The sequence below is a fragment of the Thiobacter subterraneus genome, from assembly GCF_055379455.1.
Map to the genome: position 1 here is coordinate 1,657,657 of NZ_AP042402.1, position 20,628 is coordinate 1,678,284.

Consider the following 20,628-nt stretch of genomic DNA (forward strand, 5'->3'; position numbering starts at 1 on the left):
GGGCCTAAAGCCATGCTCACCCAAGCCGTTATTTTTTTGCTGGACACCGTCGTCACCGCGTTCGTTGCGCTGCTGCTGCTGCGCTTTTACCTGCAGCTGCTGCGGGTGCCCCATGGCAATCCGCTCACGCCCTTCGTGGTGACGCTGACCAATTTCCTGGTGCTGCCCCTGCGCCGGGTGATTCCCGGGCTGTGGGGGTTGGACCTGGCCACGCTGGTGGGCGCGTGGCTGGTGCAATGGCTGTTGCTGCTGGTGGTGGAGGCGCTGTCCGGGCTGCCCCTGGCGCGGGGTTCCGCGGTCCTGTATCTGGGCTTCGGTCTGTGGGCGGCGGTGGAATTGTTGCGCATGAGCCTGTACCTGCTCATGCTGGTACAGGTGATGCTGTTCGTGGTGAGCCTGGTGAACCCCTACAGCCCCTTCATGGGGGTGCTGGAGGCCTTGTCCCGGCCGTTCACACGGCAGGTGCGGCGGATTCTGCCGCCCATTGCCAACGTGGACCTGTCGCCCATGGTGATCCTGATCGCCTGCCAGCTGCTGCTCATGCTGCCGGTGGCCTGGCTGGAGCAGGTGGCCAAGGGTGTGATCCACGCCGGCATGGGCGGGCTGGGACTGTGAGCGAGGCCCCCTGGTATCGGCGCGACGAGGCGCGCGGGGTGCTGGTGCTTACCGTTCAGGTGCAGCCCAATGCGGCGCGCACCCAGGTGGCGGGGCTGCACGGCGACGCCCTGAAGATCCGGGTAGCCGCCCCGGCAGTGGAAAACAAGGCCAATGCGCAACTGATCGCCTTTCTGGCGGAAGCCTTCGGGGTGCGACCGGGGGCGGTGACCCTGAAGGCCGGTGCCCACGGCCGGCGCAAGATCGTGGAAATCAAGGGCAGTTCCATAGCCCCGGAGACGCTGCTGAACGACACATGAGCACGCTTTTGGAACGACAGGTCGAGACCTACCGGCGCTGGCGCGAGGAGCTCCTCGCCGCCATCGACGCCTATCAGGCCTGGCTGGAGGCGCGGGGTGAGGTGGATGCCGAACAGTCCCTGCGCCTCTACGACCTGATCGAAAGCCTGCGTCACGATCACATCACTATCGCCTTCGTGGCCGAGTTCTCCCGGGGCAAGACCGAGCTCATCAACGCCCTGTTCTTTGCAGATTTCAAGCAGCGCCTGCTGCCCTCGGACGCCGGCCGCACCACCATGTGCCCCACGGAGATTTTTTACGACCCGGCCGAGCCGCCCTATCTGCGCCTGTTGCCCATCGAAACCCGCTACCGGGACGAGACCATCCGCCAGCTCAAGAAAAAGCCGGTGGAATGGGTCACCAGCCGGCTCGACCTCGATTCACCGCAGCAGATGGTGGAAGTGCTGCAAACCCTCACGGAAACCAAGCTGGTGTCCCAGGTGGAGGCGCGCACCATGGGCCTGTGGGATGACCAGGATCCCATGCAGGCGGACATGCTGCGGGAGGGTGACCGGGTGGAAATCCCCAAGTGGCGCCACGCACTGATCAACTACCCCCACCCCCTGCTCAAGAGCGGGCTGGCCATTCTCGACACGCCCGGCCTCAATGCCCTGGGTTCCGAGCCCGAACTCACCCTGAGCATGATTCCCAGTGCCCACGCGGTGCTGTTCCTGCTCGCCACCGATACGGGCGTGACCCGCTCGGACATGGAAATCTGGCAGAAACACGTGGCACCCCATGCCGCCCACAGCATCGTCGTGCTCAACAAAGTGGATACCCTGTGGGACGAGCTCAAGCCCCGGGACAAGGTGCAGGCCTCGATCGAACGCCAAAGGCAGGCCACCGCCCTGCAGCTGGGGGTGCCGCCCGCCAACGTGCTCGCCCTGTCTGCCCAGAAGGCGCTGTTGGCCAAGATCCGCGGCGATGCGGCGCTGCTCGCGCGCAGCGGCATCGGCGCGCTGGAGGAAATGCTCGCGCGCGAAATCATCCCCCTGCGCCAGGAAATCCTGCGCAAGGCCGTCACGCGGGAGATCGGCGCCCTGGTGCTGTCCGCCTACAAGAGCGTGAGCGCACAGCTCGCAGCAGTGCGCCGCGAGCGCACGGAGCTCACCTCCCTTTCGGGCAAGAACCGGGAAGTGATCCAGAAGATGCTCAACCAGCTGCACGAGGACAAGCTCGCCTACGAGGAGACCATCCGTGCCTTCAATGTCACCCGCACGGTGATCACCCAGCAGGGGCGCATCCTCCTCAACAACCTGAGCGTGGAGCGCCTCGACGGCATCCTGCAGAAGGCCCACGACTCCATCAAGGGCAGCTGGACCACCGCCGGCCTCATGCGGGGCATGCAGTCCCTGATCCGCCACACCGCCCAGCAGTTCCAGCACATCCACAAGCATGGCCGCCAGATCAAGGGGCTGGTGGACAGCGCCTACGTGCGCTTCCACGTGCAGCACGGGCTGGAACGGCGCGAGGCGCCGCTATTGGATCTGGATGCCTACCAGGCCGCCTTCCAGGAACTGGGGCGGCGCACCGAGGCCTTCTGCCGCGACCCCATCAACATCCTTACGGAAAAGCACTTCCTCGTGCGACGGTTCTTCCTCAACATCGCCGCCGAGGCGCGTGCCCTGTTCGAGCGCGCCCGTCAGGAAAGCGAGGCCTGGCTGCGCAATGCCCTGGGGCCGCTCACCAGCCAGATCACGGACTACAAGATCGCCATCGAGCGGCGCATCGAGAGCATCCGCCGCATCCACGACAACATCGACAACCTGCAGGAACGCCTGAAGGAACTCGCGGCCACGGAAGCGAACCTGGCCCGCGACGTGGAAATCCTGGGCGGCATCCTCACCCGCCTGCAGCCTCCCGCCGCGACCCAGACTGGCCGCCGGCGGAACGCTGCCTGATCACCGGCCCATTGCCCGTTCACTTGCGGTCGCTGTGGCCGAGATCCTTGTCGGGCGCGATGCGGTCCCGCACCAGCTGCTTGAGTTCCTTGGCTTCCGGGAAGCGGCCGGCCTCGGCACGGGAAAAAATCAGCTCCCCATCCAGCCACACCTGGAACAGCCCGTTGCCAGCGGGCGCCAGCGCCACCTCCCCCAGCTCGTCTTCGAACGTGCTGAGCAGCTCCTGGGCCAGCCACGCCGCCCGCAAAAGCCAGCGACATTTGGGACAGTAACGGATTTCGACACGGGGTGAGGCCATTGCAGACTCCAAAGAAAGGACACACGTTCAACCACCATCGCCGCCCATTTTGCAGAAAAAAGCTGCACAGGATCAGCCGCTGCCCAGTGTATGCCGGTGCAGCGACCGGCGGCGGCTACGTACCCGTTTCGTTTCGAAGTGGCCTTTTGGAGTAGATGTCTGCCGGCCCTGCCGTCGCAGGCTCGCTCAGGAAACCGTCGCGCCCTGGCGGGGATCGGGTTTTGGCAGACATCACCTGGGTGCGCCAGGAGCCGGTGACTAAAAAGCGGGTATAGGTAAAGCCCCGCCTCTGCTGGAGCGGCATTCATTTGTCCGGCCTCCTTACCGAGCCATCCTATTTTTCTTCAGCGGGCTGTTCGGCATTCGGTTTTTTCTTGAGCTGGGGCAGGAGGGGCATGCCGCTCGCCTGCTTGGCTTTAATTTCTTTCACAGCTTCTTCTAACGCAACGAAGCGATGCGGTGTGGCTGGATGGGAGGCAGTATGGTTGGACCGAATCGTTGCGGGATGGGCAGCCGCCATTCGGCGCCAGAATTTTGGGGCCTGCTCGAAATCCAGTCCTGCACGCGCCATCATGTACAAGCCCACATAATCGGCCTCCGCCTCGAAATCCTGGGAGTACGCGGCCGCGGCCGCGTTTCCGAACGCGCCCTGAGTGTTGACGCCGTAAGCGGCCGCAATGATATCGAGAATCGAACCGAGAACAAAGTTGGTCTTTTTCGCATTGATGTGCCCCATCGCATTGTGCGCAAGTTCGTGCGCCACGACGAGACCAAGCTCCGTATCATTCTGGGCAAACCGGAGCATCCCTCGAGTAACTACAACTTTATTGCCATCGGCAAAGGCGTTAATGATGTCCTGTCCATTCAGGTCCACCGCATAGTCGCAGGCTTTTTCCGGAGCAACCTCAAGCGATAGTCTCTCCTGGCCACGTTGAACGATCATAGCAAGAGCGTCTCCCCGTACCAGCAGCCCCGATAGTTTGTCCATGAGACCTTTCATCGCCCCGTCTCCGACAGGCACAGCCCACCCGTTGATGGATACCGGATAATCGCCGACCCGTAAGCCTGCGCGATCAGCTGGAGAGCCCGGTATGACATACATCACCTTGACAATATCGCTCAAGCCGTAGGCCGTAGCGGCTGCTTCTTTGAACTCCGGCCCGTATGCCGAGGTGTTCGCGAACCATGCCCCTATCGTGTGGCGCGTTTTCTCGCCACAGAGCTCATGTGCACCGGTCACAATTGGATACGAAACGCGGAAGAGCCGGATTTGGTCATCCACCAATGCCTCAAGAGCAACCTGCCGTTGTTTCTTCGCCTCGATCTCTGCGGCGACATCATCAACCTTGATGCGCTGCGTGGTCGGCGTAGCACACCCCGCGATGAGAATGACAGTCAGCAAAGTGACAGACGCTTTCCCCATGGTCACCCCCTTCGATCTTTGTTGGTCTGGTTCACTCGAGAGTTCGCTTACCCAAACGTCGGATGCCGACAGCCATATCCAGGGTGTTTCGTGTTGACGATCGATCTAGCACCACGAGTTGGCCGCAGCAGGCACGCGATCACGATATGATGCAGCATCTTCCCCCAGAGGTTCAACCGCGGGGCAGGCCTTTACGGTAGTGTTGCAGTTTGCTGCGGCGAAAGCGGCCGCAGTCGCCAGCCCCCTAACATGCGTTAAAAGGCCCAGGGTCAGTAAAAGGCTCAGGGTCAGGGCTTTGCTTTATAGTGCCACTGTGCGCCGCGGCGAAAGCCGCCGCCGGCGCCGCCCCGCAAGACGGCAGAAAGGGAAAGCGGGAAGTGTGCCACGGGTTTTTCACAACCAGGCGTCGTTCCTTTCCCGCGATGCGGCAAGCACTGGTGTCGGGATGGCTCCGGCGCGCGCCTGCGGTCGCATGCCTGGCGCTGGGGCAATGTTTCCGTCGGCTCACTCCCGCAGTCCCAAAAGGCCCTCGGGATCGAATTCGTCGAAGTCGGCGATGTCCTGCAGGGTAATCGGCCTTCGCAGCGCGAATTTTTTCCACGTCTCCCTGAGATCTTCCTCCCCGCTCTCTGGATCCTCATTGAGATTGTCGACGATCTTTGCCTTTTTCGTGAGCAGGTTGATACTGATCGACCGGACGAACTTATCGCCCAGATGAAAGTGGTCGTCGTAGCCGATCAGTTCAAAGTCACCGTGCCGGTAGCGAAAAGTGTAGCCCCAATCGCCACTGGTACTGCGTTGGTACCAGATGTAAAGCTTGCCTTTCTCTATCCAAACGTTGAGAACCGGCGTGGGCCCGGGCTCCCACATATCGTCTTCTGAGAAAAAGCACTCACGCTTGTCCACTGCGAGGGCATAACCATAGAGGTCGCTGAGCACGACGATGATCCCGCGGCGGTTGTAATCCCGTTCGTAGCGGTCGTCATCCTTGACGACTTTCCGTTTGTCCGTGCCCTTGATGAGGAAGACGTAATCCGGCCGGTTGTCGCCGTTCAGGTCACCCTGCACCTCACCAACCACAACATAGCCCGGCGGGACGAAGGCCGCCGGCGCTTTGGTCTGCTCTTTAAGGTGGGCAAACGCAATGGCACCGAAGACAAGGAAGACGATCAAGGCGACTTTTTTCATGACGCACCCTGCAGACCCAATGGGTCCAGAAAACCGGACAGAGGTGTCGGCGCCCGGCTGCCGGCTGAGCCCCGGGCACCCTGTCGGCATCACGCCGCCTGCCCGGGCACGCGCCCCGTCGGGGACGCCATGATGCAATACCAAACGCATTTTACCGGAATATGCGAGTGGCATTACCAGGCGCGAGGGCAGGAGAAGTTCGCCGGCACGGCGGACGGGGGCGCTTAGAGAGCCTTTTCCAGATGGAGGCGGAGACGCTCGGCCACCTGCTCCGGGGATTCGGTCACACCCAGGTCGGCGAGTTGGGTGACCTCCAAGCCCTCGTAGCCGCACGGGTTGATATGGGTGAAGGGGGCGAGGTCCATGTCCACGTTGAGCGCGAGGCCGTGGTAGCTCATGCCGTGCCTGATGCGCAGGCCCAGCGCGGCGATTTTTTTGCCCGCCACGTACACGCCCGGCGCCTTGTCGCGGCGCCGGCCTTCGATTCCATAACCGGCAAGCAGGTCGATGACCGCCTGTTCCATGCGGGTGACCAGTTCCCGCACACCGTAGCCGCGACGCTTCAGGTCCAGCAGGAGATAGGCCACGATCTGGCCGGGACCGTGATAGGTGACCTGGCCGCCACGGTCGATGGCAACGATGGGAATGTCCGTGACGCGCAGGATGTGGTCGCGCCGGCCGGCGAGCCCCAGGGTGTAGACCGGCGGATGTTCCAGCAGCCAGAGTTCGTCCGGTGTCTCGGGCCTGCGTGCGGCGGTGAAGGCCTGCATGGCGCGCCAGGTGGGCTCGTAGGCTACCCGCCCCAGCCGCCGCACCACCAGGGGTGGCGTTTGCCGCCGATCAACCGGGGGTGTCACAGGCTCAAAGCACCACCTTCACCAGGGGGTGGCGGGTGAGCTCGGTGTAGAGCGCATCGAGCTGGGCCCGGGAGGTGGCGCGAATGGTGCAGGTAAGGCTCAAATAACGGCCGGCACGGGAGGGCCGCATTTCGGTGCTGGCCACATCGTAATCCGGCGCGTGGCGCAGCACGATGTCCACGATGCTCTGGGCAAAATCGGCCTGCGCCTCGCCCATGATCTTGATGGGGAAGGTCATGGGAAATTCCATCAGGTCCTTGTCCGCGCCCATGCCTATCTCCCCCGCATGGTGGTGGCCTTGTAGGCCTGGTAGAGGGCATCCATGCGCCGAAACAGGGGCCCGGGCCGGCCATCCGCCACGGGCTTGCCGTCGAGCCGGGTGATGGGCAGCACCTCGCGTGTGGAGGAGGTGAGCCACAGCTCGTCCGCGCTGCGCACCTCGGCCTCGGGAATGCGGCGGATGTGCACCGGGATGCCGTCCTGCCGGGCGAGTTCCACCACCACGTCGTAGGTGATGCCGGGCAGCATCAGGTGATCCTTGGGCGGCGCATGGAGCGCACCCTGGCTGACCACGAAGATGTTGCTCGCCGCACCCTCGGTGAGGAAGCCGTCGCGCAGCAGGACCGCCTCCATGGCGCCCGCCTCCACCGCCAGCTGGCGCAGCAGGACATTGGGCAGGAGCGAGATGGACTTGATGTCGCAGCGCAGCCAGCGGTTGTCCTCGGCGGTGATGGCGGTCACCCCGCTGGCCTTGAGCGCCGGGTCGGGGGTGGCAAGGGGCGTGCTCATCAGGAACACGGTGGGTTTCACCACCTTGGGAAAGGCGTGATCCCGCGGGGCAGGACCGCGCGTGACCTGGAGGTAGAGGTACTGGTCTTCGCCCTCGTTGCGGGCGATGAGTTCAGCGATGAGCCCGGTCCACTCGGCGTCGGTATGGGGATTGGCGAGCTTGATCCCGTCCAGGCTGTACTGCAGGCGGCGCAAATGTTCGCCCAGCCGGAAGGGCCGCCGCGAATAGACGGGAATCACCTCGTACACGCCGTCGCCAAAGATGAAGCCCCGGTCCAGCACCGACACCCGCCCCTGCTCCAGGGGCATCCACTCGCCATTGAGGTAAATCACTTGAACCACAGCTTCACCGTATCCCAGGCACGGCCGAACACACCCGCCACCGGCACTTCCTCCAGGGTCTGCAGAGTGTAGCTGGCGTAGGGTTTGCCTTCGAACTGGATGGTGAGGGTGCCCACCGCCTGCCCCGGGGTCAGGGGCGCCAGCAGGGGCTGGCGGCTCACCAGACTGGCCTTGGCCTGGGGATACCAGCCCTTGGGCAGGGACAGATACACGTCGCGGTCGAAACCCGCCTTCACCGTGTTGGAGGCTCCCTTGTAAACGGGCAGGGTGGCCACCGTCTGGCCCTTTTGGTAGAGGCGGTAGGTCTCGTAGAACTGGAAACCGTAGTTGAGGAGCTTCTGGCTTTCCGCGGTGCGGGCATTGTCGGAGGCGGTGCCGGTCACCACGGAGATGAGCCGCATCTGGCCGCGCCTGGCGGAGGAGATCAGGCAATAGCCCGCCGCTTCGGTGTGGCCGGTCTTGACGCCGTCCACGTAGGGATCCTGCCACAGCAGCCGGTTGCGGTTGGGCTGGGTGATTTTGTTGTAGGTGAATTCCTTGAGGGAATAGAGCGGATAGAACTCGGGGAAGTCACGAATCAATGCCGCGGCGAGCAGGGCCAGGTCGCGCGCGGTGGAATAGTGCTGCGGATGGGGCAGCCCGGTGGAATTCACGAAGTGGGTGTTGTTGAGCCCCAGCCGTCTGGCCTCCCGGTTCATCAGTTCGGCGAAGGCCTCCTCCGTGCCGGCAATGCCTTCTGCAAGGGTGATGCAGGCATCGTTACCGGACTGCACGATCATGCCCTTGAGGAGATCGTCCACGCGGGCGGGAACCTTGGGATCGAGGAACATGCGCGAGCCTTCCGCACGCCAGGCCTTCTCCGACACGGGCAGGGTCTGGTCGAGCTTGAGCCGTCCCTGGCGGATGGCGGTGAAGCTGAGATAGGCCGTCATCAGCTTGGTGAGGGAGGCCGGCTCGATGCGCTGGTCCGGGTTCTGTGCGGCGAGCACCTGCCCGCTCTGGAAATCGAGCAGCACCCAGGAACGGGCGGCGATGTCGGGCGCCGGCGGTGGCGGCAGCAGACGGTTTTGTCCATGGGCCAGCGCCGCATGGACCAGCAGCACGAACGCAAACAGCAGTTTTCTCATGGGGAAAGGAAGGAAGGACAGGCTGCGGAAAAGACGCGATTATAGCGCGAAGGTTCCGTGTGCCCGGCCGCGGTCACAGGCTGTTGAGCCGCGCGAGCAGGGCGCGCATCTTTTCCGGCTCCTCGGTCTTGAGCATCTTGCCCACCAGGGTCTGCACTTCCGGCAGACTGGTCTTGAGCACCTGCTGCTTGACGGCGAGCAGATGGGCCGGGTGCATGGAGAACTCGCGCAGCCCGAAACCCAACAGCAGCCGGGTGAGCGCCGGATCGCCCGCCATCTCGCCGCACACTGCCACCGGGGTGCCGGCGCGCGTGGCGGTGCGAATGGTGTGGGCCACCAGCTGCAGCACCGCGGGATGCAGCGGATCATAGAGGTGGGCCACGGTATCGTCGGTACGGTCGATGGCCAGCGTGTACTGGATCAGGTCGTTGGTGCCGATGGAGAGAAAGTCCAGCTTCTTCACGAAGGCCTGCACCGTCAGCGCCGCTGCCGGGATTTCGATCATTCCCCCCACCTTGACGCCCTTGTCGTAGGGCAGGCCATCGGCCTCCAGGCTGTGCTTGGCCACCTCGATCAGATGCAGGGTCTGGTTGAGCTCCTGCACGGTGGCCAGCATGGGAATGAGGATCTGCACCCGGCCGTAGTGGGAGGCGCGCAGGATGGCGCGCAGCTGGGTGTGGAACAGATGGGGTTCGGCCAGGCACAGGCGAATGGCGCGCAGGCCCAGCGCGGGATTGGCGCTGGCGGGGCGCTCCATGTGGGTGAGCTGCTTGTCCGCGCCCAGATCCAGGGTGCGGATGGTCACGGGCGCCCCGTCCATTTCCTGCACCACCTGGCGGTAGAACTCGAACTGCTCGTCCTCCCCCGGCAGGTCCGGACGGTTCATGAACAGGAACTCGCTGCGGAACAGACCGATGCCCGTGGCACCATTCTCCTTCACCTGGGCCACGTCCTGGGGCAGCTCGATGTTGGCATGGAGCTCCACCGGCGTGCCGTCCAGCGTGCGCGCCCGGGCCTGGACGAGGCGCCTGAGCTTCTGGCGGTCGATCTCCCACTGGTTCTTGCGCAGCTGGTATTCGGCGAGCACATGCTGGTCCGGATTGACGATGACCACGCCCTGGTCGCCGTCCACGATGATCAGCTCGTGCTCGCGGATGAGGCTGCGCGCATGGTGCAGCGCCACGACGCAGGGAATGTTGAGGCTGCGCGCGAGAATGGCGGTGTGGGAGGTGGCGCCGCCCACGTCCGTGATGAAGGCGGCGAACTGGTGGCGCTTGAACAGGATCATGTCCGCCGGGGAGAGGTCATGGGCCACCAGGATGCTCGCCTCCTCCGGCGTGCGGGCCTCGGCGGGCGCCCCCGGATGGCCCAGCAACTGCTTGAGCACCTTCTCCACCACCTGGATCACGTCCTGCTTGCGCTCGCGCAGGTAGGGATCTTCGATGCTCTCGAACTGGTCCAGCAGGTTTTCCATCTGCTGGCTCAGGGCCCATTCCGCATTGCATTGCTGGGCCTCGATGAGCTGCTTGGGCACCTTGGACAGGCTGGAGTCGTTGAGGATCATCAGGTGCACGTCGAGGAAGGCTTCCACCTCGGGGGGCGCGTTGGGCGGGATGTGCTCCCGGGTGGCTTCCAGCTCCGCGCGCACCGCCGCCACGGCGGCATCGAAACGGGCCTTTTCCTCCTCCAGCAGATGGCGCGGCAGGGCGTAATGGGGCACGTCCAGGGCAGCGTGGGAGACCAGGTGGGCAAAACCGATGGCGATGCCGCCGGACACCGCCACGCCGTGCATGGTGAAGCTCATGCCTGCCCTTTCGCCGGCAAGCCGGGCGCGCGCCCCAGCAGTCGCACGCCGCGGCGGGATGCCCGTGGCGCACAGGCCGTCATTGACCCTCCCCGAACTTGTCGCGGATCAGGGCGGTGAGGGCGGCCATGGCCTCGGCCTCGTCGGGACCATTGGTCTCGATGCGAATGGTGCTGCCCTTGGCGGCGGCCAGCATCATCACCCCCATGATGCTTTTCGCATTGACCCGGTTGCCATTGCGTTCCAGGAAGACATCGCTTTGGAACTGGCCCGCGAGCTGGGAGAGTTTCGCCGAGGCGCGCGCATGCAGGCCCAGTTTGTTGGTGATTTCAACGTCCTGCTGCAACACTGCACGCTTCCTTCGACACCTCGATCACCCCTTCCCGGCCACCGCTGATGGCCTTTTCCACCACCACGTTCAGCGGCTGTTCCCGATAGGTCAATGCCCGCACCAGCATGGGCAGGTTCACGCCCGCCACCACTTCCACCCGGCCGGGCTCCAGCAGACGGCAGCCGATGTTGCAGGGCGTGGCGCCGTAAATGTCCGACAGCACCAGCACCCCGCTGCCATCGTCCAGCTCCGCCACCAGCTTCCGCGCCTGGGGCAGCAGGGCAGCGGGTTCGTCATGGACGCTCACCCCCAGCTGGCGCAGGCGCGGCGGCCGCGCGCCGAACACGTGGCTCGCGCAGTGAATGAGACTCTCGCCCAGGGTACCGTGGGCGATGATCAAAATTCCGACCATGATGCCATCCTCACCGGGGGATGCCCCGGCCTTCCGCTAGCGGCAACTCCCCGCGTTGCCCGGCGGCCGGCGTACCTGGCGCCGGCCCTGTTTGGCTAGAAAGATTCGTGCCACCAGGGCCCTGCCGCCCCCGGTCAGGGCACGATCACGGGCTTGGGCGCATCCGGCGCGAATTTGAGGCGCCGGGCCAGGGCCTGGGTGACGAATATTCTACCCTGCCCGTCCACCAGGAGGGCCTGGCGAACCTGCAGTTTTTCAGCCACTTGGCGCCAGGCCGCGGGGCCGGCGATGAACAGGGGCTTGGACAGGACATCCGAACGGACCCCCGCCTGCGGCCCCGGCGGCACCAGGACCGTCACCGCCTGCACCCCCTGGGCCGGCCAGCCGGTGCGGGGGTCGATGATGTGACAATAACGTCGGCCGTCCGCTTCGAAATATCGCTGGTAGTCGCCGGAGGTGCCGATGGCCTCACCGTCCTCCAGATCCAGCTCGGCGAGCACGCCGGCGCGGCGGGGATGCTGGATGCCCACGTGCCAGGGACGGTCGCCGGCCCGCCCCAGGGCGAGGATGTTGCCGCCAATGTTGATGAGGGCGTTATGGATGCCCGCCGCCTTCAACCGCTCTGCCGCCAGGTCCAGGGCGAGCCCCTTGGCGTAGCCGCCGAAATCGAGCTGCACGGCGGGATTGCGGCTTGTTGCCCGCCCTGCCGTGATCTCGATGTCGCCCATCACCGGCCGGGCCGCCACCAGGGCGGCGATGGCCGCCGGGTCGGGACGCACCGGCTTGAACTCGTCGGCGTGAAACCCCCAGAGGGCGATCAGCCGGCCGATGGCAGGATTGAACAGCCCATCCGAGGCGGCCCACCAGCGGCGGGCATCCTCGATGGCGGCGGCGAGCTCCAAGGACACCGGCGCCGCCTCCCCCCGCGCGAAAGCTGCGTTGAGCGCGGTCACCGGCCCCGGCTGCCAGGCGTGGAAATCGCGGTTCAAGCGGTCGAACTCACGCAATACCGCGCCGGCCGCGTCCCGCGCCTTGTCCTGCGGCTCGCCCTGGATCACCACTTCCACCAGGGTGCCGAACACATAGGACTGCTGGTGATAGGGCGGCTCCCGGCCGCAGGCCGCGAGCAGCAGGGCGACAAGCCCAATCATGAGCCGGGCGGCAAGGGGGGCCCAAGGCGTGCCGTGTGGCATTCCGTGTCTCACGCCCCGTTCCGCGCGCGCCTCTCCAGCGCATCCAGGAACATGGCCGCCACGTCGAAGCCCGTCTGGGCGGTGATTTCCTGCATGCCCGTGGGACTGGTGACATTGATCTCGGTGAGGTAATCGCCGATGACATCGAGCCCCACCAGGAACAGGCCCGCGTCCTTGAGCACCGGGCCGAGGGCCGCGGCGATTTCCCGGTCGCGTCTGCTCAGGGGCTGGGCCACGCCGCGGCCGCCGGCGGCGAGATTGCCGCGCGTCTCACCGGGTTTGGGAATGCGCGCCAGCGCCCACGGCACCGGCTCGCCGTCGATGAGCAGGATACGCTTGTCCCCCCGCACGATCTCCGGAATGTAGCGCTGGGCCATGACGGTGCGCGTGCCCATTCGGGTCATGGTCTCCAGGATGACGCTCAGATTGGGGTCGGTCGGGGAGACGCGGAACACACTGGCCCCACCCATGGCGTCGAGGGGTTTGACCACGGCATCGCCCTGGGCCTCCACGAAGGCACGCAGGCGTGCCATGTCGCGGCTCACCAGGGTGGGCGCCATGAACTGGGGAAAGCGCGCAATGGCGAGTTTTTCGTTGTAGTCGCGGATGGCGGCAGGCCGGTTGAGAATGCGCGCGCCCTGCCTCTCCGCCAGCTCCAGCAGATAGGTGCTGTAGACATACTCGAGATCGAAAGGGGGATCCTTGCGCATAAGCACCCAGTCGAAATCCTCGAGGCCATGGGTTTCGGGCGCTTCCACCGAATACCAGGACAGGGCGTCGTCGATGAGCTGGAGCCGACGCACGCTCGCGCGCACCGCCTGCCCTTCCAGCCACAGGTCTCCCTGCTCCAGCACGAACAGCACATGCCCCCGGCGTGCCGCCTCGCGCATGATGGCGAAGGTGGAGTCCTTGTAGGTCTTGATGTGTTCCAGCGGGTCGAGAATGATGGCCAGGCGCATGACTCACCCAACGACAAGCGAAGCCGGTCCGTCTGCCCAGCGCTGCGGCCGAATCGCCTGGGAAACGCCGCATCGCGCAGATGGTCCGTCGAAGCGGCGGGCACTCGTTGAGCGCGTCGCCGCGCCACGGATCGCGCCAATCGCACCGTGCCCGGACCGGCAAACTCCAGCGGCGGGAAGCCGCCGGGGGCCCTCCGGCCCGAAGACGCCTCGCGCGTGGCGCGAAAGAAGTGCTTCCCCCACGGTATCAGGCCGTGACGCGCTGGCGCCGGGGATCGGTCTGCTCCAGCTCCAGCGATGCCGCGAGCAGGGCGAGGCGCGCGATCACGCCATAGGCATAGAAGCGGTTGGGCGGTGCATCCGGGCGCGCCCCGGTCTCCGGCAGGGAACAGGCCGTCTCGAAGGAAAGGGGCACGAAGTGCATGCCGGGCGAATTGAGATTCTCGTCCTTGCCCCGGCCCGTGTGCACCCGATAGAACCCGCCCACCACGTAGTGGTCGATCATGTACACCACCGGCTCGGCCACCGCCTCGTTGATGCTCTCGAAGGTGTAGACGCCTTCCTGGATCAGCACCTCGCTGACCGCCAGGCCTTCCTTGACCACGGCCATTTTCTTGCGCTGGTTGCGGTTGAGCGCGCGCACGTCCTCTGGGCGCTTGGCGGTCATGATGCCCATGCCGTAGGTGCCGGCATCCGCCTTGATGATGACGAAGGGTTCTTGGTCGATGCCGTTCTCCCGGTAGCGGGCGCGGATTTTCTCCAGCAGCGTTTCCACCTTGGCGGCGAGGCACTCCTCCCCTTCCCGCTCGCGGAAGTTGATTTTGCCGCAGGTCTCGAAGTAGGGATCGATCAGCCAGGGGTCGATGCCGATCAGGCCGGCGAACTCCGCCGCCACCCGGGAATAGTTGGCGAAGTGCACGGACTTGCGGCGCACGTGCCAACCCGCGTGCAGCGGCGGAATGATGGGTTGTTTGATCCCCTCGAGGATGTCCGGCACGCCCCCCGACAGGTCGTTGTTGAGGAGAATGGCGCAGGGATCGAAGCCGTCCAGGACCAGACGCCCGCCGTCGCGGTGCATGGGCTCCAGCAGCAGTGACTCGCCGGTGGGCAGGTCGATGGACGTGGGGCGGGTGATGTCCGGAATGAGGGTGCCGATGCGCACCTCGAGCCCGGCATGGCGCAGGATGTAGGCCAGCGCCGCCACGTTGGCGAGGTAGTAGAGATTGCGCGTGTGGCTCTCGGGAATGATGAGAAAGCGGCGCGCATCGGGACAGATTTTTTCCACCGCCGACATGGCGGCGTGCACGCACAGGGGCAGGAAATCCCGGTTCAGGTTGTTGAACCCCCCCGGGAACAGATTGGTGTCCACGGGCGCCACCTTGAAGCCCGCATTGCGCAGGTCCACCGAGGCATAGAAGGGCACGCTGTGCTCCTGCCACTTGAGGCGGAACCAGTGCTCGATTTCCGGCATCGCCTCCAGGATGCGTTTTTCCAGGGCGAGCAGCGGGCCGGTCAGGGCGGTGGTGAGATGGGGAACCATGATGACCCGGGCAGTGGGGGACGCGGCGATTTTAGCCTAGAATGCGGGCTCGCTCTGAAGGGATCTCACGCCATGCACGCTCCCATCGTCATCATCGGGCTGGGCCAGCTGGGCCGCGTATTCGCCGGCGGCTTCCTGCGCGCCGGTCATCCCGTTTTTCCGGTCAACCGTGGCGACGACATGGACACTTTGGCAGCCGGGATGGGCGAGCCGGCCCTGGTGCTGGTGGCCGTGGCGGAACCGGACCTGCACCCGGTCCTTGCCGCCCTGCCCCGGCCGTGGCGGGAACGGGTCGGGCTGATCCAGAACGAACTGCTGCCCCGCGACTGGCAGAGCCACGGCATCGTCCGGCCCACCGTGGCGGCGGTCTGGTTCGAAAAGAAGGCGGGCACCGACGCCAAACCGCTGCTGCCCACCCCCGTGCATGGTCCCGCCGCGCAAGCCGTGGTGCGTGCCCTCGCTGCCATCGGACTGCCGGCACGCGTGCTGGCAGGCGAAGCGGAGCGGGACTACGAACTCGTGCGCAAGAATCTCTACATCCTCACCACCAACATCGCGGGGCTGCTCACGGGAGGCAGCGTGGGTGAGCTGTGGGCGCAGCACCGGCCCCTCGCGGAGGAAGTGGCGCAGGAGGTGCTGGAGGTGCAGCAAATCCTCATGGGCGCTCCCCTGGATCGGGCGCGCCTGATGCAGGGCCTGGTGGAGGCCATCGAGGCGGACCCCCAGCATGCCTGCCGCGGCCGCAGCGCGCCGGACCGGCTCCGCCGCCTGCTTGCCCACGCCGATGCCGCGGGGCTGGCCGTGCCCAAACTGCGCGAGATCGCCGCCGGCGTGTTCGCCTGACCGGACGGCGCCTCACCCCATAAAAAAGGCGCCCGCGGGCGCCCCAGGCCTCGGAGAGGCAAAGCCTATTCCACACGTTCCCCATGCAGGGCCACGTCCAGTCCTTCGCGTTCCTCTTCTTCCGCGACGCGCAGGCCCATCGCCAGGTCGATCACCTTCAGGATCACCCAGCTCACGACCGCGGTGTAGATCACGGTGACGCCCACCCCGATGAGCTGGGTCACCACATTGCCCTCCACACCACCGATTGCCTTCACCGCAAACACGCCGGTGAGGATGGCACCGAGGATACCGCCCACGCCGTGCACGCCGAAAGCATCCAGGGAATCGTCATAACCCAGCATGCGCTTCAGACTGGTGGCGCTCCAGAAGCACACCACCCCCGCCGCGATGCCGATGATCAGGGCCCCCATGGGTGCCACGAAACCGGAAGCGGGCGTGATGGCCACCAGGCCCGCCACCGCGCCCGAGGCAATCCCCAGCACGCTGGGTTTGCCCTTGGCGACCCACTCGGCGAACATCCAGCCCAGGGCGGCCGCGGCCGTCGCGATCTGGGTCACGGCCATGGCCATGCCGGCGCGCGCATCCGCCGCCACCGCCGAGCCGGCGTTGAAGCCGAACCAGCCCACCCACAGCATGGCCGCGCCGGTGATGGTAAGGGTCAGATTGTGGGGTGGCATGGCCTCCCTGCCATAGCCGATGCGCTTGCCCAGCATCAGGGCGGCCACCAGGCCCGCCACGCCGGCATTGATGTGCACCACGGTGCCGCCGGCATAGTCCAATACCCCCAGGCCACCCAGCCAGCCGCCCGGCCCCCACACCCAGTGGGCGACGGGTGCATAGACCAGCAGCGACCACAGGCCCGTGAACCAGAGCATGGCGGAAAACTTCATGCGCTCGGCAAAGGCACCCGCGATGAGTGCCGGCGTGATGATGGCAAAGGTCATCTGGAAGGTCATGAACACCGACTCGGGGATGTTGGCGCCGTCCGCCCCGGACAGGGCATCGAGCCCCATGCCGTTCAGGAACAGGCGGCCGAAACCGCCGACGAAGGGGTTGCCTTCCTGGAAGGCGACGCTGTAGCCGGCAACCATCCAGATGATGCTGATCAGCGCCGTGATGGCGAAGCTCTGCATCATCGTGGCCAGCACGTTCTTTTTGCGCACCATGCCGCCGTAGAACAGCGCCAGACCGGGGATGGTCATGAACAGCACCAGGGCGGTGGAGATGAGCATCCACGCCGTGTTGCCAGTGTCGAGCTTCTTCGCGACCGGAGCCGGTGCGACGGCTTCGGCCGCGGGTGCGGCAGCCGGCGTTTCCGCGGCGGGCACCGGCGCAGCGGCCGGCGCCTCGGCCGCAGGGGCAGGGGCCGGCGCGTCCCCGGCAAGCCCCGGCATGGCCAGGACCACGCCGGCCAGGAGGGCGAAGAGCGTGATGAATCTTTTCATGGTGTCCTCCCTCACAATGCGTCCGGCCCGGTTTCACCGGTGCGGATGCGAATGGCCTGTTCCAGATCGAACACGAAGATCTTGCCGTCGCCGATCTTGCCCGTCTGGGCGGCCTTCTGGATCGCCTCCAGCACCGCATCGAGCATGTCGGCGCGGATGGCGACCTCGATCTTCACCTTGGGCAGGAAGTCCACCACGTATTCGGCGCCGCGGTAGAGCTCCGTGTGTCCCTTCTGCCGGCCGAAGCCCTTGACCTCGGTGACGGTGACCCCCTGCACGCCGATGGCGGACAGGGCCTCACGCACCTCGTCGAGCTTGAACGGCTTGATGATGGCCGTCACGAATTTCATGGCTGGGTTCTCCTTCAGAAGGATTTCGTGAAAGAGACGAAGGCACGGCCATTCGCCACTTTCTTGAAGTCGTTACCGCTGGCCGAGGTGGACCAGTCATAGACCCAGTCCTTGGCGTTGGTGTCGGTGTAGGCCAGGGTGATTACGCCGAAGCCCACATCCTTGCTCACGCCCAGCTTCCAGTCCGTGTAGCTGGCATCGCCGAGGTTCTTGACCGTCTGGTGCCCCACGTGGCCCAGGACGCCCCAGCCGTTGCCCAGGTCGTAGCTGGCGTTGAGTTCCAGGTAGTGGCTGCCCCGGGTGTTGCGGTTGTTGGTGGCGTCGTACCAGCCGATGAAGTTCTCGGAAACCACATGGCTGTATTTGACGCTCAGGAACTTCCAGCTGCCGCCGACATAGACTTCCGTGGTGTCCGGCGATTTGGCGGTGGTCTTGTCGCCGGGGTAGTAATAGGTGATCACGCCCAGGTCATAGCCGAAATCCCCCACGGTGCCCTTGTAGCCCCCGTAGAAGTCCCATTCCATGCTGTTGTTTTCCTTGAAGGGGTCGCCTGTCGTCACGGTGCCGGTGCTGTCCTTGAAGGCGCGCACCGAGACCCACGACACGTTGGAAGCCCAGGTGCCCAGGTAGAAACCGCTCGGGTGGGCATAATCGATGCCGCCCTGGATGGCCGGCCTGCCCTGGGTCTGGGATACGCCGCGGAAGACGTAGTCGCTGGTGAGAGTGAGGTTGCCGCTGAGGCTTGAGGCACTTTCCTGCGCCATACCCGCGGGGGGCAGGGCGGCAAGCAGTCCGGCAAGCGGGGCGAACCGCAACAGAGATGGGTTCATGATCAGGCTCCTTGTCGGGTGAATGCGAAAAGCCGCGTCCCTGCTTCAGCACACACCGTGCCAGACCGCGAAAACGTCGGACAATCAAGGCCCTAAAAATTTGATCCGGGGACGCCCCGGCCCCACCCTCACCAAGCTGGTGCACCGTTCACCGTCCATGCACCAGGACGGCGCAGCCCGGCGGCCGGCATGCGCGCGGCATGGCGCCTCTGCTACACTCGCCGTTTTCGGAGGTGATCATGTTGAGCGCCAAGTTCCTCGACGAGCTGTCGGGCCGGATTCGGGAAGTCTTCTCCCAGTCCCCGGCTGCGGATGTGGAAAAAAACCTGCGGGCCGTGCTCACGAGTTTCTTTGCCCGTCTCGATCTGGTGACGCGGGAGGAATTCGACGTGCAGCAGGCGCTGCTGGTCCGCACGCGGGAGAAGCTGGACGCCCTGGAGAAGAAGGTGGCGGCCCTGGAAGCCGCGGCTGCCACCCCGGCCAAGGCGGCCGGGAACGGGACGCGCGCACCCGAGGCCTGACCCTCCTCCATGAGCCTGGCCGTGCTCTTCAGCCGCGCGCTCTCCGGGGTGGAGGCGCCGCTGGTGACAGTGGAGGCGCATCTGGCCAATGGACTGCCCGCCTTCACCATCGTCGGCCTGCCGGAAGCGGAGGTGAAGGAAGCGCGCGACCGGGTCCGCGCGGCCATCCAGACCGCGCGGTTCGACTTTCCCGCCCGGCGCATCACGGTGAATCTGGCGCCTGCCGACCTGCCCAAGGAAGGCGGCGCCTTCGATCTGCCCATTGCCCTGGCGATCCTCGCCGCTTCCGGCCAGATTCCCGCAGAGGAACTCCCGCGTTTCGAGTTCGCCGGTGAGCTCGCCCTCACCGGGGCCCTGCGCCCGGTGCGCGGCGCGCTGGCCATGACCTGGCGCGCGGGGCGAAGCGGACGGGCCTTCGTTCTGCCGGCGGAGAATGCCGCCGAAGCGGCGCTGGCCGGCACCGCGCAAATCTATCCCGCCCGCAGCCTGCTGGAGGTCTGCAACCACTTCGCCGGCGGCGAGCGGCTGTCACCCTACCGGGGTGAGCCGGCGCGGGCCGTCCCCGCCTATCCGGATTTCGCCGAGGTAAAGGGACAGGCCCACGCCAAGCGCGCGCTGGAAGTGGCGGCGGCTGGCGCCCACAGCGTGCTGATGAGTGGTCCGCCGGGCACCGGCAAGTCCATGCTGGCGGCGCGTCTGCCCGGCATCCTGCCGCCCATGAGCGAGGAGGAGGCGCTGGAATCCGCCGCCATCCAGTCCCTCGGCAGCGGCGGATTCCGCCTGGAAAACTGGCGGGTACGGCCGTTCCGCTCGCCCCATCACACGGCCTCGGCGGTGGCGCTGGTGGGGGGAGGCAGCCAGCCCCGTCCCGGGGAAATTTCCCTGGCCCACCACGGCGTGCTGTTCCTGGACGAATTGCCGGAGTTCGACCGGCGCGTGCTGGAGGTCTTGCGCGAGCCGCTGGAATCCGGCCGCATCCACATCTCGCGCGCGGCCCGTCAGGCCGAGTTTCCCGCGCGCTTCCAGCTCGTGGCGGCGATGAATCCCTGCCCCTGCGGCTATCTGGGCCACCCCTCGGGCCGCTGCCGCTGCACGCCGGACCAGGTGGCACGCTACCGCGCCAGACTCTCGGGGCCGCTGCTGGACCGCATCGACATCAAGATCGAGGTGCCGGCCCTGCCGGAGGCCGACCTGACCGCTGCGCCCACGGGCGAACCGTCAGCGACCATGCGCGCGCGGGTGGAAGCGGCACGGAAGCTTATGGTGGCCCGCCAGGGCAAACCCAATGGGGAGCTCACCCCTGCCGAAATCGACACCCACTGCCGGCCGGATGCCGCAGGCGAGGGCCTCTTGCGGCAGGCCATCGCCAGGCTCGCCCTCTCCGCCCGGGCCTATCACCGCATCCTGGCCCTCGCCCGCACCATCGCCGACCTGGAAGGCAGCACGACGGTGCAAGGTCCCCACATCGCCGAGGCCATCCAGTACCGGCGTGGCATGGATGGCTGAGGGAGGCTTCCGC

At 65.8% G+C, this 20,628-nt stretch carries 22 protein-coding genes; 6 read left to right on the plus strand and 16 right to left on the minus strand.

All coding sequences use genetic code 11. The annotated features are described in order from the left end of the window. Positions 1–12: 12 nt before the first annotated feature. The 3 genes from ACZ42P_RS08285 to ACZ42P_RS08295 are packed head-to-tail and all read left to right on the plus strand — an operon-like array spanning position 13 to position 2,854. Entirely contained in the window at positions 13–615 is a 603-nt protein-coding gene (locus tag ACZ42P_RS08285; RefSeq protein WP_464897081.1) for a YggT family protein, read from the plus strand. Beyond that, positions 612–914, plus strand: coding sequence for a DUF167 domain-containing protein (locus tag ACZ42P_RS08290; protein WP_464897082.1), 303 nt, complete (start codon positions 612–614; stop codon positions 912–914). Before ACZ42P_RS08285 ends, ACZ42P_RS08290 begins: the two co-directional genes overlap by 4 nt. Further along, positions 911–2,854 carry a dynamin family protein gene (locus ACZ42P_RS08295; protein ID WP_464897083.1) on the plus strand — a complete coding sequence of 648 codons (1,944 nt, stop codon included), beginning with the start codon at positions 911–913 and terminating at the stop codon, positions 2,852–2,854. Before ACZ42P_RS08290 ends, ACZ42P_RS08295 begins: the two co-directional genes overlap by 4 nt. Positions 2,855–2,873: 19 nt before the next feature. Here ACZ42P_RS08295 and ACZ42P_RS08300 read toward each other — a convergent pair whose 3' ends face one another. The 13 genes from ACZ42P_RS08300 to gshA all read right to left on the minus strand — a co-directional run bounded on the left by ACZ42P_RS08300 (position 2,874) and on the right by gshA (position 15,117). Beyond that, a complete protein-coding gene (locus ACZ42P_RS08300; protein ID WP_464897084.1) occupies positions 2,874–3,152 on the minus strand; it encodes an Rdx family protein in 279 nt (92 codons plus the stop codon). 334 nt (positions 3,153–3,486) lie between these two features. Continuing rightward, on the minus strand, positions 3,487–4,575 hold the full coding sequence (locus ACZ42P_RS08305) for a M48 family metalloprotease (protein ID WP_464897085.1): 1,089 nt from the start codon (positions 4,573–4,575) through the stop codon (positions 3,487–3,489). Positions 4,576–5,079: 504 nt separating this feature from the next. Further along, positions 5,080–5,763 carry a hypothetical protein gene (locus ACZ42P_RS08310; RefSeq protein ID WP_464897086.1) on the minus strand — a complete coding sequence of 228 codons (684 nt, stop codon included), beginning with the start codon at positions 5,761–5,763 and terminating at the stop codon, positions 5,080–5,082. A gap of 224 nt (positions 5,764–5,987) precedes the next feature. Continuing rightward, a complete protein-coding gene (lipB, locus tag ACZ42P_RS08315; protein ID WP_464897087.1) occupies positions 5,988–6,620 on the minus strand; it encodes a lipoyl(octanoyl) transferase LipB in 633 nt (210 codons plus the stop codon). 4 nt (positions 6,621–6,624) lie between these two features. After that, positions 6,625–6,891, minus strand: coding sequence for a YbeD family protein (locus ACZ42P_RS08320; protein ID WP_464897088.1), 267 nt, complete (start codon positions 6,889–6,891; stop codon positions 6,625–6,627). Between the two features lie 2 nt (positions 6,892–6,893). Further along, positions 6,894–7,718 carry a D-amino acid aminotransferase gene (locus ACZ42P_RS08325; RefSeq protein ID WP_464899391.1) on the minus strand — a complete coding sequence of 275 codons (825 nt, stop codon included), beginning with the start codon at positions 7,716–7,718 and terminating at the stop codon, positions 6,894–6,896. 20 nt (positions 7,719–7,738) lie between these two features. After that, a complete protein-coding gene (locus ACZ42P_RS08330; RefSeq protein WP_464897089.1) occupies positions 7,739–8,878 on the minus strand; it encodes a D-alanyl-D-alanine carboxypeptidase family protein in 1,140 nt (379 codons plus the stop codon). Positions 8,879–8,951: 73 nt separating this feature from the next. Continuing rightward, on the minus strand, positions 8,952–10,682 hold the full coding sequence (ptsP, locus tag ACZ42P_RS08335) for a phosphoenolpyruvate--protein phosphotransferase (RefSeq protein ID WP_464897090.1): 1,731 nt from the start codon (positions 10,680–10,682) through the stop codon (positions 8,952–8,954). A 79-nt stretch (positions 10,683–10,761) separates the two neighbouring features. Continuing rightward, positions 10,762–11,031, minus strand: a complete 270-nt coding sequence (locus tag ACZ42P_RS08340) for an HPr family phosphocarrier protein (RefSeq protein WP_464897091.1) — start codon at positions 11,029–11,031, stop codon at positions 10,762–10,764. Next, a complete protein-coding gene (locus tag ACZ42P_RS08345) occupies positions 11,012–11,425 on the minus strand; it encodes a PTS sugar transporter subunit IIA (RefSeq protein ID WP_464897092.1) in 414 nt (137 codons plus the stop codon). The genes ACZ42P_RS08340 and ACZ42P_RS08345 overlap by 20 nt, the downstream gene beginning before the upstream one ends. A gap of 134 nt (positions 11,426–11,559) precedes the next feature. Next, a complete protein-coding gene (locus tag ACZ42P_RS08350; protein ID WP_464897093.1) occupies positions 11,560–12,576 on the minus strand; it encodes an FAD:protein FMN transferase in 1,017 nt (338 codons plus the stop codon). A 50-nt stretch (positions 12,577–12,626) separates the two neighbouring features. Beyond that, positions 12,627–13,577, minus strand: coding sequence for a glutathione synthase (gshB, locus tag ACZ42P_RS08355; RefSeq protein ID WP_464897094.1), 951 nt, complete (start codon positions 13,575–13,577; stop codon positions 12,627–12,629). 247 nt (positions 13,578–13,824) lie between these two features. Then, positions 13,825–15,117: a glutamate--cysteine ligase gene (gene gshA / locus ACZ42P_RS08360; protein WP_464897095.1), complete on the minus strand. Its 1,293-nt coding sequence runs from the start codon at positions 15,115–15,117 to the stop codon at positions 13,825–13,827. 72 nt (positions 15,118–15,189) lie between these two features. Here gshA and ACZ42P_RS08365 point away from each other — a divergent pair, with 72 nt between their 5' ends. Then, positions 15,190–15,960: a ketopantoate reductase family protein gene (locus tag ACZ42P_RS08365; RefSeq protein WP_464897096.1), complete on the plus strand. Its 771-nt coding sequence runs from the start codon at positions 15,190–15,192 to the stop codon at positions 15,958–15,960. Positions 15,961–16,025: 65 nt separating this feature from the next. Here ACZ42P_RS08365 and ACZ42P_RS08370 read toward each other — a convergent pair whose 3' ends face one another. The 3 genes from ACZ42P_RS08370 to ACZ42P_RS08380 are packed head-to-tail and all read right to left on the minus strand — an operon-like array spanning position 16,026 to position 18,588. Then, positions 16,026–17,408 (minus strand): ammonium transporter, encoded by a 1,383-nt coding sequence (locus tag ACZ42P_RS08370; protein WP_464897097.1) that lies wholly within the window; start codon positions 17,406–17,408, stop codon positions 16,026–16,028. An 11-nt stretch (positions 17,409–17,419) separates the two neighbouring features. Next, positions 17,420–17,758 (minus strand): P-II family nitrogen regulator, encoded by a 339-nt coding sequence (glnK, locus tag ACZ42P_RS08375; protein ID WP_464897098.1) that lies wholly within the window; start codon positions 17,756–17,758, stop codon positions 17,420–17,422. A 14-nt stretch (positions 17,759–17,772) separates the two neighbouring features. Further along, positions 17,773–18,588 (minus strand): TorF family putative porin, encoded by an 816-nt coding sequence (locus ACZ42P_RS08380; RefSeq protein WP_464897099.1) that lies wholly within the window; start codon positions 18,586–18,588, stop codon positions 17,773–17,775. A 239-nt stretch (positions 18,589–18,827) separates the two neighbouring features. On the opposite strand from ACZ42P_RS08380, the gene ACZ42P_RS08385 reads away from it, so the two are divergent. After that, positions 18,828–19,109 (plus strand): accessory factor UbiK family protein, encoded by a 282-nt coding sequence (locus ACZ42P_RS08385; protein ID WP_464897100.1) that lies wholly within the window; start codon positions 18,828–18,830, stop codon positions 19,107–19,109. A 9-nt stretch (positions 19,110–19,118) separates the two neighbouring features. Next, on the plus strand, positions 19,119–20,615 hold the full coding sequence (locus ACZ42P_RS08390; protein ID WP_464897101.1) for a YifB family Mg chelatase-like AAA ATPase: 1,497 nt from the start codon (positions 19,119–19,121) through the stop codon (positions 20,613–20,615). The last annotated feature ends 13 nt before the right edge of the window (positions 20,616–20,628 follow it).